The organism is Microbacterium sp. Y356 (assembly GCF_059445355.1).
The window spans coordinates 2,622,172-2,634,656 of the sequence record NZ_JCAIUE010000001.1; the positions used below are offsets into that span (position 1 = coordinate 2,622,172).

12 protein-coding genes are annotated in these 12,485 nt (G+C 65.5%); 1 reads left to right on the plus strand and 11 read right to left on the minus strand.

What is annotated here, in order from left to right; genetic code table 11:
- Positions 1-6: 6 nt before the first annotated feature.
- The 8 genes from AC1C2Q_RS12540 to AC1C2Q_RS12575 are packed head-to-tail and all read right to left on the minus strand — an operon-like array spanning position 7 to position 6,447.
- A complete protein-coding gene (locus AC1C2Q_RS12540) occupies positions 7-345 on the minus strand; it encodes a DUF202 domain-containing protein (RefSeq protein WP_495450379.1) in 339 nt (112 codons plus the stop codon).
- Positions 345-713: a YidH family protein gene (locus AC1C2Q_RS12545; protein ID WP_495431417.1), complete on the minus strand. Its 369-nt coding sequence runs from the start codon at positions 711-713 to the stop codon at positions 345-347. Before AC1C2Q_RS12545 ends, AC1C2Q_RS12540 begins: the two co-directional genes overlap by 1 nt.
- A complete protein-coding gene (locus tag AC1C2Q_RS12550) occupies positions 710-1,696 on the minus strand; it encodes a formylglycine-generating enzyme family protein (RefSeq protein ID WP_495450380.1) in 987 nt (328 codons plus the stop codon). The genes AC1C2Q_RS12545 and AC1C2Q_RS12550 overlap by 4 nt, the downstream gene beginning before the upstream one ends.
- Positions 1,697-1,721: 25 nt before the next feature.
- Positions 1,722-2,936: a kynureninase gene (locus AC1C2Q_RS12555; protein WP_495450381.1), complete on the minus strand. Its 1,215-nt coding sequence runs from the start codon at positions 2,934-2,936 to the stop codon at positions 1,722-1,724.
- Position 2,937: 1 nt separating this feature from the next.
- Positions 2,938-3,882, minus strand: a complete 945-nt coding sequence (locus AC1C2Q_RS12560) for an amidohydrolase family protein (RefSeq protein WP_495450382.1) — start codon at positions 3,880-3,882, stop codon at positions 2,938-2,940.
- On the minus strand, positions 3,882-4,751 hold the full coding sequence (locus tag AC1C2Q_RS12565) for a tryptophan 2,3-dioxygenase (protein ID WP_495450383.1): 870 nt from the start codon (positions 4,749-4,751) through the stop codon (positions 3,882-3,884). Before AC1C2Q_RS12565 ends, AC1C2Q_RS12560 begins: the two co-directional genes overlap by 1 nt.
- Positions 4,752-4,785: 34 nt before the next feature.
- Entirely contained in the window at positions 4,786-5,847 is a 1,062-nt protein-coding gene (locus tag AC1C2Q_RS12570; RefSeq protein ID WP_495450384.1) for an alpha/beta hydrolase, read from the minus strand.
- Between the two features lie 60 nt (positions 5,848-5,907).
- Positions 5,908-6,447 (minus strand): TetR/AcrR family transcriptional regulator, encoded by a 540-nt coding sequence (locus tag AC1C2Q_RS12575; RefSeq protein ID WP_495431423.1) that lies wholly within the window; start codon positions 6,445-6,447, stop codon positions 5,908-5,910.
- Between the two features lie 95 nt (positions 6,448-6,542).
- On the opposite strand from AC1C2Q_RS12575, the gene AC1C2Q_RS12580 reads away from it, so the two are divergent.
- A complete protein-coding gene (locus AC1C2Q_RS12580) occupies positions 6,543-7,253 on the plus strand; it encodes an MBL fold metallo-hydrolase (protein WP_495450385.1) in 711 nt (236 codons plus the stop codon).
- 2 nt (positions 7,254-7,255) lie between these two features.
- Here AC1C2Q_RS12580 and AC1C2Q_RS12585 read toward each other — a convergent pair whose 3' ends face one another.
- The 3 genes from AC1C2Q_RS12585 to betT are packed head-to-tail and all read right to left on the minus strand — an operon-like array spanning position 7,256 to position 12,473.
- Positions 7,256-8,818, minus strand: a complete 1,563-nt coding sequence (locus tag AC1C2Q_RS12585; RefSeq protein ID WP_495450386.1) for a GMC family oxidoreductase — start codon at positions 8,816-8,818, stop codon at positions 7,256-7,258.
- A gap of 23 nt (positions 8,819-8,841) precedes the next feature.
- Positions 8,842-10,314, minus strand: coding sequence for an aldehyde dehydrogenase family protein (locus AC1C2Q_RS12590; RefSeq protein WP_495450387.1), 1,473 nt, complete (start codon positions 10,312-10,314; stop codon positions 8,842-8,844).
- Entirely contained in the window at positions 10,311-12,473 is a 2,163-nt protein-coding gene (gene betT / locus AC1C2Q_RS12595) for a choline BCCT transporter BetT (RefSeq protein ID WP_495450388.1), read from the minus strand. The genes AC1C2Q_RS12590 and betT overlap by 4 nt, the downstream gene beginning before the upstream one ends.
- Positions 12,474-12,485 lie beyond the last annotated feature (12 nt).

Sequence of the window (12,485 nt, forward strand, 5' to 3'; positions counted from 1 at the left end):
GGCGGTTCAGGCGGTGGCGGCGACGATCACGGCGGCGAGAGCGACAAGGCCCACGCCAATGCTGAAAACGGCCGTCGCCGCGATCAGACGTCCATCCGGTAGCGCGACACTACCCGCGTCATCCTGGAGTGCGCGGTACCCGTTGCGATAGCGGGCACGCGCGGCGAGCCACATCAGCGCTGCGATGATCATTCCGGCGACACCGAGAAAAATCCACAGTGTGGATCCGAGCATGACGGGCAGCACCCGCATGCTCACCAGCGAGCCGACGGCGATCGCGAGCGCGGTGCGGCGCCATGCTAACTCGGTGCGCTCTGGTTGAAGCCCAGAGTCGTAAAGCGCCATCACACCAGCGTTGCGATCAGGATGAGCACTCCGGCGACGGTCACCGCGAGTCCCGCCAGCGGTGCCAGCAGCGAAGCGGGGAGCGGGTTGCCGAGGCGCAGCGCCCGTTCGCTGCGGATCCAGCTCACCCATGCGAGCGCGGGGGTGATGATGCCGGTGCCGATCAGGACGAGGGATGCGGCGAGCTTGAGCGTGGGCTGCAAATCGAGTCCGAGAAGCTCGAGTGCCACACCTGCGGCAGTCAGCGCGAGAGCGGTCCGAGTCCACGCGAGGAAGGTGCGCTCGTTCGCAAAGGTGAATCGAGCATCGGGTTCTTCGCCGTGTCGATAGACGGCTGCGGGGAATCGGGAGCGTGGTGGTCTGGTCATCTCGTCACTGTCCTGAAGCCGGCGTTGCCCATTGAGGAATCGGGAGTGTTCTGCGACCGCGCCGAGTTGCGGTACCGGTTGCAGTACGAGATGTGGCACAGGTAGCTGCCGCCGCGGAGCACTCGCGAGGTACCTGCATCCGGCCCCGTGGGCGCGCCCGCGAGCTGACGCGCGTAGTACGTCGGGTCGTACCAATCCGAGCACCATTCCCAGACGTTGCCGACACTCTGCCAGAGGCCGAATCCGTTGGGTTCGAAGGATCGGACCGGCGCGGTGGTGAGGAATCCGTCTTCCCGCGTGTTCTCGCCGGGGAAGGAGCCCTGGAAGATGTTCGCCCTCCACCCGCCGGCGTCGACCTCGTCGTCACCCCACGGGTATTTGGCGGCATGCAGGCCGCCGCGGGACGCATACTCCCACTCGGCCTCGGTGGGTAGACGTCGGCCGGCCCACTCGCAGTAGGCGACCGCGTCATTCCAGCTGATGTGCACGACCGGGTGGTCGCCAAGGCCTTCGATGCTGGACTCGCGCCCGCCGGGGTGCGCCCAGTCGGCGCCGCGGACTCCGTACCACCAGGGGGTTCCCGGTGGCTGACCGAGGATGTCGTCCTCTGAAGCGGCGAGGGCGAGGTGGAAGACGGCAGAGAAGCCGAAGGTCGCCGCCTCCGTCAGGTACCCGGTCGCGGTGACGAAGGCCGCGAACGCGTCATTCGTGACGGCGGTCGCATCGATCGAGAAGGCGGGCAGCGTCACCTCGTGCCGTGGTGTCTCTCCGTCGCCGGGGTTCTGGTCGCCGGAGGAATCGCCCATCAGGAAGGTTCCTGCCGGAATCTCGGCCTGGATGATCGGATGCCGATCGGCTGCCGGAGCAGCGGATGCAGGGGTGCTCGCTGTTACGGTCGCACCGAGTGTCAGGAACTGGTCGCGGGCAGGTGCGCCACAGGTGCAGCCGGGGCCGCAGTTCGTGTCATTTCCGGCGTTGCTCATCGCCTCTCATCCTAGGGCGAGCGCATCACACCCTCAGCGCGTCACGCACGGCCAGCGCGCCGGTCACCGCCTCGACGTAGGACGTACTCAAAGGCGACAGCCCGAGTCGGATGCCATCGGGGAAGCGGAAATCTGGGATCACTCCATCTGCCCACAGCGTCTTGGTCACCTCGGCGAAGTCCGGATGCCCGATCGTCACGTGCCCGCCGCGGCGGTCGGCATCGCGCGGACTCAGCAGTCGCACACCGAGGGGAGCGAGCTCCTGGTCGAAGGCACGAACCACCAGATCGGTGAGCGCCTTCGACTTCTCGCGCACGGCCGTGATCGTGGCATCCTCGATCTTCTCGAGCATGCCCTGCATCGCCAGCATCCCGAGCACCGGAGGCGTGCCGCTGATGAACTGACGGATGCCGGTGGCCGGTGCATAGGCGGAACCCATCGCGAACACGTCTCCCGCCCCCATCCAGCCCTGGATGGGCTGCTGCAAAATCCCGTGGTGGCGCGCGTTGACATAGGCGAAGGCCGGGGAGCCCGGACCGCCGTTCAGATACTTATAGGTGCACCCGACGGCGAGGTCGACGCCGCACGCATCGAGTTCGATCGGGATCACGCCGACAGAGTGGCACAGATCCCACATCATGAGCGCGCCAGACTCGTGCACGGCATCCGTGATCGGGGCCATGTCTGCCAACGCGCCCGAGCGGTAGTCAACGTGGCTGAGCACGACCAGCGCGGTCTGCTCTGAGACCGCTTCGGCGATGTCATCGACCTGCACGCCCGCCACCGGATCGGGGCTGATCCAACGCAGTGTCAGTCCGCGTTCGGCGGCGATCCCCTCGGCGACGAAGCGGTCGGTGGGGAAGTTGCCCTCCTCGATCACGATTTCGCTGCGGTCAGACCGCGCAGCCACCGCCGCGCGCATGAGCTTGTACAGCAGCACGGTGGTCGAATCGGCGACGACCGTCTGCCCTGGCGCGCTGCCTAGGCACAGCGCGGCGATCCGATCGCCGAGTTCGATGGGCAGTTCCATCCACTGCTCATCCCAGGAGCGGATCAGACGTGTGCCCCAGTCCTCGCGCACGAACGCCGCGAGACGGTCGGGCAGCGAGCGCAGCGGCCTGCCGAGCGAATTGCCGTCCAGGTATGCGGTGACGCCCGGGGCCTCGACAAACGCGTCGAGATGCGGGGCCAGCGGGTCGCGTGCGTCCAGCGAACGGGCGAGCTCGAGCAGATCAGACATGTCAGTTCTCCAGATCGGCAATCGTGAGACGGTGGGCGCGCACAGGGTCGCCGTCAGGGAGAAGGAGCAGGGCGCTCGACCCGATTTCGAGCGGCGCGAGCGCCGTCAGCAGAGCAACCCCATCCACGCCTGCCTCGCGCAGCGCCTCGATTTCGGTGGCGCGCAGATCGACCGGGGTCGGGCCGTTGCCCATGTCGCTGCCGTAGACCAGATCTCCACCGGCCGCCGCGAAACGGCGCACGTTGTCGACCACGTGCGCGTACGCCTCACCCTCGTGGATTGCCATCGTCGAGATCCACGACACGGATGCCACCTGCACCGCGATCTCGTCATCGGTGAGGCGTTCCGTGAAAGGAGAATGCGCAAGACGGGCTGCTCCAAGGTGCGCGACCCTTTGCGCTTGACCTGGACCCTCGGCGTGGGCCACGACCGGAAGGCGGTGCTCCGCAGCTTCGCGAACCACCGCGCGGAACAGTTCGTCGTCCAGCACTGGGCCCGCGTCGCTGTTGCCGACGACTTTGATCCAACGCACCCCTGCCGCGGCAAGCAGACCGATCACGGCTGCGGCATCCGCGGCATCCCGCACCTGGTGCACAGCACCCTCCGGCGCCCAGTCCCGATCAGCCGGGTAGCCGCCGACGGCGGTGAGGAAAGGGCCGGCGTACTCGAGCTGGATCCCGTCGTCTTCAAGCGCGAAGTCGTACTCGCGCACCGCGTCGACGTTTGCACCCAGGTCGATGACCCTGCCGAGCCGGCTCGTGGCGAGCCCGCTCGGATCGATGAGCTGCAGATGCACATGGTGGTCGGTGAACAGCCCGGTGATCACGCCATCCAGACGCTGTGCATCCTCTGGCGCCGGGGAGGGGTGCAGTGTGATACCGCTGGCATCCTTCGTCAGCATCCCTTCGCGCAGCACCGCTCCGTCGAAGTAGGTGACGGCGCGCATCACGTGCCGATCTCGGTGCGAACGGTGTACAACTCGGGGAAGAAGGTCAGTGCCAGCGCTCGCTGCAGGAAGTCGACGCCGCTGGATCCGCCGGTGCCGGGTTTCATGCCGATCGTGCGGGTGACGGTCTTCAGATGCCGGAAGCGCCAGAACTGGAAGTTGTCCTCGAGATCCACCAGGTCTTCGCACGCCTCGTAGAGATCCCAGTGCTTCTTCGGGTTCTCGTAGATCTCCTGGATCGCCGGTACGAGAGATGCGTGCGGCCGGTACGGCTCGTGGACGTCGCGCTCGAGAATTTCGGTCGGAATCGGGATGCCACGGCGAGACGCGTACCGCAGGAATTCGTCATACAGAGTCGGGCGTTCGAACTCGACAGTGAGCAGCGCCAGGTTGGCTGGGTGATCACGGAAGACCGCCAGCATCCGCTCGTTCTTGTTGCCCAGGGCGAACTCGACAGCGCGATACTGCACGGATTGGAACCCGGAGGAGTTGCCCAGCGCTCCGCGGAACTGCGCATATTCGGTCGGGGTGAGGGTCGCGAGTACCGACCACTGCTGGGTCATGACGTCCTGGATGCGTTTGACTCGCGCGACGCGCTTGAGCGCCTCGCGCAGGTCGTCGCTCGCCAACAGGTCACGCGCGGACGACAGCTCGTGCAGGAGCTGCTTCAACCACAGCTCGGTGGTCTGGTGCTGGATGATGAACAGCATCTCGTCGTGATGCTCAGGTGTGCTGACCGGATGCTGGGCACCCAGCAGCTTGTCCAATTCGAGGTATGACCCGTAGGTCATCCGCCCGGTGAGGTCGGTGACGATGCCGTCTTCGAGCGCGCGCTCGTTATCTGTGCCAGTGGAGTTTTCAGTGCCCATGATCACCGAGAGTATCCCCGAAAGAGCGTTCAGGTCAGCGGGTCGTGTTCGCGTCCAAGAACTTGATCGTCGCCTGAAGCGCGGTCTGAGCATCCGGCATGTCGAGGTGGAACTGGTACTCATGCGGCAGCTGCGGCTCATGAGGTGCTGGCCAGAACTGGGTCGTCACGTCGACGCCGAGTTCGTCGAGGCGCTGTGCCATCGGAATCGACTGCAGCCAGGTGAGACCATCACCGTTGCCGCCGGAGATGTAGGTGGTCGGGAAGTCCTTCGTCACCCAGTTCACGGTCGACATCGTCGCGCCGGTCGAACCCTCCGCCCAGGTCTTCGAGCCGGCGTACGCCCACATCGACGTTTTCAGGCCCCAGCCGACGATGCCGTCCAGCGCGGCGAGCGCGGCGAGGTCGTAGACGCCGCAATTCAGCACCGTCGCAATGACCTGATCAGACGACAGCGCGGGCGTGATGTCCATGATCTCGGCGTAGTCCTTGCTCGTGATGAGCGTCGCCATCTGGCTGGCCAGCTGGCCGCCTGCGGAGTCTCCGGCGAGCACGATCTGCGACGCATCGACGTTCAGCTCGTCGGCGTGCTCGTCGATGTACCCGAGCGCCGTGTTGATCTGGTGCACGGCTTTCGGATAAGCGCCCTCTGGTCCGAGCGTGTAGTTCACGGCGATGGTCGTGTACCCCTCGGCGGCGAGGATGCGCATGTACGGGTCGACGTTCTCCTTCGAGCCGGAGACCCAGGCGCCGCCGTGGATCCAGACGATGGTCGGCAGGGGGCCAGTGGCGGATGCCGGAGTGAAGACATCCATCGTCGTGTCGACGCCGTCGTCACCGTAGGAGACATCGAGTGTCTCGGTGAGCTTCGTGTCTGGGACGTACTTGTCCATCTCGGCAGCCGTGGCGTCGCCGCCCTGTGTGAAGACGGCCCGGATCACCATGGCGGATGGCCAGGGGGTGATGGCTCCAACGATCGCGACCACAAGTGCGACGACGATGATGATTCCGAGGGTGATCCTCGTCTTCCGCCACCGCCGATGCGGCTTCTTCGGGTTGTCTTCGTCGTGTGCGGCCTCGTGCGTGAGCGTGGTCATGGAACCCCTTCCACGGTTCAGTGTGGCAGGAGTTCCCTCTCTCTCGCGCGTCGGCCGTGTTCAGGATGCCGCTGAATGGTGCCGCAGCCCCGCGATGATGGCTCGCAAGCCATAGGCGAAGGCCCGATCGACGTCTCCGCCGAGTCGGAACGCCCCGGACAGCTCCATCTGTAAGAATCCGGTGGCCCAGGCGGTGAAGAGGCGGGCTGCGTCCAGTGCGTCGTCTTCGCCGACGAGTGCGGATGCGGCGCGGATGACGGGAGCGGCAGCCCGATCGAGTGAGGTCAGTGGGGCGGATGCGGTGAACATCAGGCGGAACCCCTCCGGCGTCGAATGTGCGTGTGCGCGATAGGCGAGGGCCAGGGACTCGAGATCATTGCCCGCGGCCTCCAGCCGTGCGGTGACCTCGTCCACGACCGCCTCGGCGACGGCGGCGATCAGCGCATCCCGATCCTTTACCCGCTTGTACAGCGACGGTGCGCGCACCCCGACGCGGGCGGCGACGGCATTCATCGTTAGTCCGGCCGGGCCGTTCTCCTCGAGGATTTCTCGACCGGCTGTGATGATCGCTGGATATGACGTGCGTTCCGGTGTCGGCATCCTGGTCTCCTCGGATAGTAGCTATTGACATTAGCCATCATAGCTACGTACTGTAGCTATGACAAGCGCCACGCGGATGGCGGAAAGGACACGAAATGAAGCTCGCACCGCACCTGCACCGTCTGGGAAATGACATCGTCGCCTCGTATCTGATCGACCTGCCCGAGGGCATCACCCTGGTTGACGCCGGCCTGCCGGGGCACTGGCATGATCTGCACAAGGAGCTCGAGGCGATCGGCCGCCCGCTCTCCGACATCCGCGGACTCATCCTCACCCACGGTGACAGCGACCACATCGGCTTCGCCGAGCGGCTGCGCAGCGAGGCAGGCGTGCCGGTCTACGTGCATGCGGCGGATGCTGTTCGCACCCGCACTGGCGAGAAGCCGAAGACCCCGATGGGGCCATCACGGCTGGGCCCGATGTTGGGCTTCTTCGCTTATGGTCTGCGCAAGAACGCGATGCGCACGAGGTACGTAAAGGAAGTCACCGCGGTCGCCGACGGTGATGTCCTCGACTTGCCCGGCGCGCCGGTGATAATTGGGATGCCCGGTCACTCGCCCGGCAGCATCGCTGTCCACGCGCCCGCGGCGGATGCCGTCTTCGTTGGCGACGCGCTCACGACCCGGCACGTTCTGACCGGGCACAGCGGCCCGCAGCCCGCCCCCTTCACTGATGAGCCGGCAGAAGCGCTGGCATCCCTCGAGGCCCTGGCGCGGGTCCAGGCGTCGTGGGTGCTGCCCGGGCACGGCGCTCCGTGGCACGGCACACCCGCCGACATCGCCGCCGCCGTCCGGTCGTCGGCCTGAGCTCAGCTCCCCGAGCGGATGAGCTGGGCGCACTTCTCGCCCATCATCATCACCGTGATGTTGGGGTTGACCGTGGTGATCTCCGGCATCGCCGAGGCATCCACCACACGCAATCCGGTCACGCCCTTGACGCGCAGCTGCGGGTCAAGGGGAGAGGTGACATCGTCGGCCGAGCCCATCCGCACCGTGCCAACCGGATGGTAGACGGTGTTGTGGGTAGCGCGGATGTAGTCGGCCAGATCTTCGTCGCTCGTGGCATCCGCTCCCGGTGCGAGCTCGCGCCCTGCCCATTCGGCCATCGCTGGCTGCGCGACGATCTGGCGCGCCTTGCGGATGCCGTCGATCATCACCCGCATGTCGTGGCCCTCTGAGTCAGTGAAGTAGCGCGGATCCACCTTGGGCTTGTCGCGGTAGTCGATCGAGCGCAGCCGCACCGTCCCCCGCGAGCGGGCGTGCGTCACGTTCGGGGTCAGGCAGATCATCTCCTCGGCTGTGGGATAGCCGGCGCGATAGGTGTGCATATCGAACGGCACGGAGCCGTAGTGCATCATCAGATCGGGCCGGTCCAGCCCCTCCTCGGTCGGTGTGAAGATCCCAATCTCCCACCACTGCGTCGATGCGCGCGGCATGGGCTTCTTCGCCTCCCACTGCACGACCCCCTCTGGGTGATCGGCGAGGTTCGAGCCGACACCGGGGGAGTCCACCCGCACCTCGATACCGACCTCGCGCAGATGCGCCGCCGGGCCGATCCCGGAGAGCATCAGCAGCTGAGGGGTGTTGATGGCGCCGGCCGAGACGATGACCTCACGACGTGCTTCGATGTGCGAAGAGCGTGCGAAGGGGTTGTCGACGCTGATGACTCCGGTGCACACGTTGTGCTCGTCGAAGGTGAGTTCCTTGACGTGCTGCCCGGTGAGGATCGTGAGATTATCCCGCTCCAGAATCGGATGCAGGTACGACACCGACGACGATGCTCGAGTGCCGTCGGGCTGGCGGTTGATCTGGAAGAAGTTCGCACCGTTGATGACCGTCTCGCCGGTGTTGAACTGCACGCGGGGGATGCCGGCCTGCTCGCAGGCATCCAGCAGTGCGATTCCGCACGGGTCGACTGGCGGAACGTTCATCAGATGTACCGGGCCGTCGTGGCCGTGAAGCTCGCCCTGCAGCTCGTTGGTCTCGAGCTTCTTGTACAGCGGATACGTCTGTTCTGACTCCCAGCCGCTCGCGCCGTGGGTGTGTGCCCACTCATCGAGATCTTCGCGCGGTGCCCAGAACGCGATGCAGGAGTTGTGGGAGGAGCATCCGCCCAGCACCTTCGCGCGTGCGTGCCGCATGAACGAGTTGCCGTTCGTCTGCGGCTCGATCGGGTAATCCCAATCGAAGCCGGATTCCAGCAGCTCCATCCAGCGATCAAGCTGCAGCACGACCTGTTCATCTGTGTCGGAGGGCCCGGCCTCCAGCAGGCCCACCGTCACGGTGGGATCCTCGCTCAGTCGGGCGGCCACCGCGGCGCCGGCAGAGCCGCCGCCGACGATCACGTAGTCGAAGGTATGCGTCGTCTTCATCGTCATCACTCCAGATCAGTACGTCAGTGCTCGGGGAACCAGCCCGTCACCGCGGGGGTGAGGTTCTGGTAGATGTGCTTGGCTTCCTGGTATTCGGCCAGACCCATCGGGCCCAGCTCACGGCCGAAGCCAGACTGCTTGAACCCGCCCCATTCCGCCTGCGGAAGGTACGGGTGGTAGTCGTTGATCCAGATCGTGCCGTGGCGGAGGCGCCGGGCGATGCGCTGGCTGCGCCCAGCATCCTGCGTCCAGACGGCGCCCGCGAGCCCGTAGATGGTGTCATTGGCGATCTCCACCGCTTCGTCCTCGGTGGAGAACGTCTCGACGGTGACGACAGGACCGAACGCCTCGTCACGCACCACCGACATGCCGCGTTTCACCTGATCGAGGATGGTTGGCAAGTAGTAGAAGCCGTCCGCCAGATCGCCCGCAGGTGCCCGCCCTCCGGTGCGCAACCGTGCGCCCTCGGCGACGCCGGCCTGCACGTAGGCGTCGACCTTCTCGCGGTGCGCGGCGGAGATGAGCGGGCCGGTCTCCGCATCGTCGTCGAACGGTCCGCCGAGGCGGATCGCCTCAGCGCGTCGGACCAGCTCATCGACGAAGCGCTCGGCGATCGACTCTTCGACGATCAGCCTGGCACCGGCAGAGCAGACCTGTCCTGAGTGCACGAATGCCGCATTCAACGCGTTGTCGACCGCGGCATCGAAGTCGGCATCCGCGAAGATCACATTCGGGTTCTTGCCGCCCAGTTCCAGCGCCACCTTTTTCACGGTCGCCGCGGCATTCGCCGCGAGCAGCCGACCAGTGACCAGCCCACCCGTGAACGAGACCATGTCCACGTCTTCGTGCGTGGAAAGCGGACCGCCGGCGGTGGCGCCAGCGCCGAGCACGAGGTTGGCGACGCCGGCCGGCAGGCCGAGCTCATCGAGCACGTCCATCATCAGGATCGCCGTGTGCGGGCTCAGCTCAGCGGGCTTCAGGACGAATGTATTTCCCGCGGCCAGCGCCGGTGCGATCTTCCACGCGGCCTGCAGCAGCGGGTAGTTCCATGGCGTGATCAGCGCACACACCCCGACTGGTTCGTGCTCGATGCGGCTGAGCGCGTTCGCGTCGCCGGCATCTACGATCCGCCCGGCATCTTGGGCGGCGAGCTTTCCGAAGTAGTCGAAGCAGGCCGCGATGTCGTCCATGTCGATGCGCGATTCGATCAGGCGTTTGCCGGTGTCGAGAGATTCGGCGCGTGCGAACTCCTCTTTGCGCTCTCGCAAGCGCTCTGCCACTTGCAGCAGGAAGTCGCCGCGCGCTGGCGCCGGAGTCGAACTCCACTCGCCACTGTCGAACGCCCGCCGTGCGGCGTGGATCGCCGCGATCGTGTCGGCCTCCGAAGCCTCGTCGACGACTGCGACGAGCGTGCCGTCTGCCGGGCAGTGGATCTCTCGGGTCCCTCCTTCGATCGCCGAGGTCCAGGCGCCGTCAATGAAGAGTGTCGAGGTCATGGGGTCTCCTTTTCAGGGGGAATGTTCGCTGAGTCATCTGCAGCGGTCGGGTCGGGGCTGGTCATGTCCGCATCGGATGCCGGATCTTGGAAATCGCCTTGCCAATCGGTGATCACCGGCAGTGCCTCTGTGAAGACGGGCTCCGGAACATCGGCCGTGATGCGCAGATACTCCAGGTGGGATTCGTAGGCGCTGAGCACATCGGTGATCAGCTGGTCGCTCGTGTAGCCGTAGACGTCGTACCCGCGTGAACCAGTAGCGGTGAAGATCTCGAGCCGGTAGTACTGGCCGGACTGACTGATGCTTCGGTAGGCGAAGGTCGGGAGCTCCTGGCTTATCGGATACACCTGGTAGATGAAGTCCTCGGCATCGTCGAAGTGCACGGTGAGCACCATCGAGGGCACGTCCAGCCCTTCGATGTCGATACGCTCCAGCGTCGCCTGCGCACCGGCTGCCTGCAGCTCATCGGTGACTTCCTTCAGCGCGGGGGCGGCGATCTTCTCCAAATAGGCGATCGTCTGGGCACGCTGTGGGAATGTCGTCGAGCGTTTCAGTCGCTGCCGCCAGTTCGTCTGCGTGGGGCCGAATCTGCCCGGTATCGCGGCGAGGTATCCCGCGCGATGCTGCTTCTCGGAACCCAGCGCGCGGTACAGCGAGATCATCACCAGATACAGCAGCAGCGACACCGGCAGCCCGATGATCAAGGTGGCCTGCTGGAGCGTCGGAACGCCGCCCACCAGCAGCATGCCGAGTGTCAGCAGACCAGTGGCGAGCGACCAGAAGATGCGCTGCAGCTTGCCGGCATCCTGTCTCGGATCTTCCATCTTCGACGTCAGGTTCGCCAGCACCAGCGCCCCCGAGTCGGCGGAGGTGACGTAGAAGAGGAGGCCGGTCAGCAGGGCAACGCCGAGAACCACCGGAGCCGCCGGATACTGCTGCAGCAGGTCGAAGAAGGCCCGCTCCGGTGTGTTCACTGCCGATTCAGCGAAGGCGGTATCTCCGCCCTGAATGAGTGCGAGTGCGGAGTTACCGAAGACCGAGATGAAGATCGCGATGAAGGCGAACGGAATCACGAGCACACCGAGGATGAACTGGCGGAGCGTCCGACCCCGTGAGATGCGCGCGAGGAACAGGCCGACGAACGGTGCCCACGCAATCCACCAGGCCCAGAAGAACAGCGTCCATGCCTGCATCCAGTCATCGGGACGGCTCCACGCGAACGTCTCCATGAGCATGCTCGGGAACGTGGCGACGAAATCGCCGACGTTCATCACCAGGCCCTCCATGATGAGCCGGGTCTGGCCGGTGACGGTGATCCACACCAACAGAGCGATGGCGAGAATGACGTTCGCTTCGGAGAGCCTGCGGATGCCCTTCTCTACACCAGACACTGTGGAGACGGTGGCCATCGCCACGGCCAAGACGATCAGGGCGATCTGCATCGAGACGCCGTCGGGGGTGCCGAACAGCACGTGCATGCCATAGCTGAGCTGCACGACGCCGATGCCGAGGGTAGTGGCGATGCCGAACACGGTGCCGAGGACCGTGAAGATGTCAACGCTGTGCCCCAGCCATCCTGCGGAGTATTTGCCCAGGACAGGGGCCAGAACCGAGCGGATGCTGAGCGGCTGGTTGCGGCGATACGCGAAGTAGGCGAAAGCGGCGCCCATCAACGCGTACATCGCCCAGCCGACGGGGCCGTAATGGAAGAACGTCCACACGATCGCCTGCCGGGCGGCGGCGATCGTCTCGCCCTCGCCGGTCGGCGGATGCATGTACTGCGCTGCGGGCTCTGAGACTGAGAAGAACATCAGGTCGATGCCGATACCTGCCGCGAACAGCATCGATGCCCAGGTGAACATGCTGAACTGCGGCTTGGAGTGGTCGGGTCCGAGTTTGATGCGCCCCGCAGAGGAGAACGCGAGGATCAGCACGAACACCACCACGATTGCTGCGGTGAGGACGAAGTACCAGCCGAAGGTCGACGAGATCCACACGACCATGACGCCGATCACTTCGCCCGCGTGTTCGGGTGCAAGGATCGCCCACAGAGCGATCGCCAGGATCGCCGCGGCCGACCCTATCAGCACCGGCCAGCGAGGCGGCGGGGCCGCGTTTCCCCGGTTCGAGCGAACAGGGGGCGAGGTATCTTCAGGCATCACATCAGTTTC

Coding starts and splice junctions, on each gene's coding strand:
- AC1C2Q_RS12550 (WP_495450380.1), bottom strand. CDS start 1,696: ATGAGCAACGCCGGAAATGACACGAACTGCGGCCCCGGCTGCACCTGT.
- AC1C2Q_RS12570 (WP_495450384.1), bottom strand. CDS start 5,847: ATGACCACGCTCACGCACGAGGCCGCACACGACGAAGACAACCCGAAG.
- AC1C2Q_RS12560 (WP_495450382.1), bottom strand. CDS start 3,882: ATGCGCGCCGTCACCTACTTCGACGGAGCGGTGCTGCGCGAAGGGATG.
- AC1C2Q_RS12590 (WP_495450387.1), bottom strand. CDS start 10,314: ATGACCTCGACACTCTTCATTGACGGCGCCTGGACCTCGGCGATCGAA.
- AC1C2Q_RS12580 (WP_495450385.1), top strand. CDS start 6,543: ATGAAGCTCGCACCGCACCTGCACCGTCTGGGAAATGACATCGTCGCC.
- betT (WP_495450388.1), bottom strand. CDS start 12,473: ATGCCTGAAGATACCTCGCCCCCTGTTCGCTCGAACCGGGGAAACGCG.
- AC1C2Q_RS12540 (WP_495450379.1), bottom strand. CDS start 345: ATGGCGCTTTACGACTCTGGGCTTCAACCAGAGCGCACCGAGTTAGCA.
- AC1C2Q_RS12575 (WP_495431423.1), bottom strand. CDS start 6,447: ATGCCGACACCGGAACGCACGTCATATCCAGCGATCATCACAGCCGGT.
- AC1C2Q_RS12545 (WP_495431417.1), bottom strand. CDS start 713: ATGACCAGACCACCACGCTCCCGATTCCCCGCAGCCGTCTATCGACAC.
- AC1C2Q_RS12585 (WP_495450386.1), bottom strand. CDS start 8,818: ATGAAGACGACGCATACCTTCGACTACGTGATCGTCGGCGGCGGCTCT.
- AC1C2Q_RS12565 (WP_495450383.1), bottom strand. CDS start 4,751: ATGGGCACTGAAAACTCCACTGGCACAGATAACGAGCGCGCGCTCGAA.
- AC1C2Q_RS12555 (WP_495450381.1), bottom strand. CDS start 2,936: ATGTCTGATCTGCTCGAGCTCGCCCGTTCGCTGGACGCACGCGACCCG.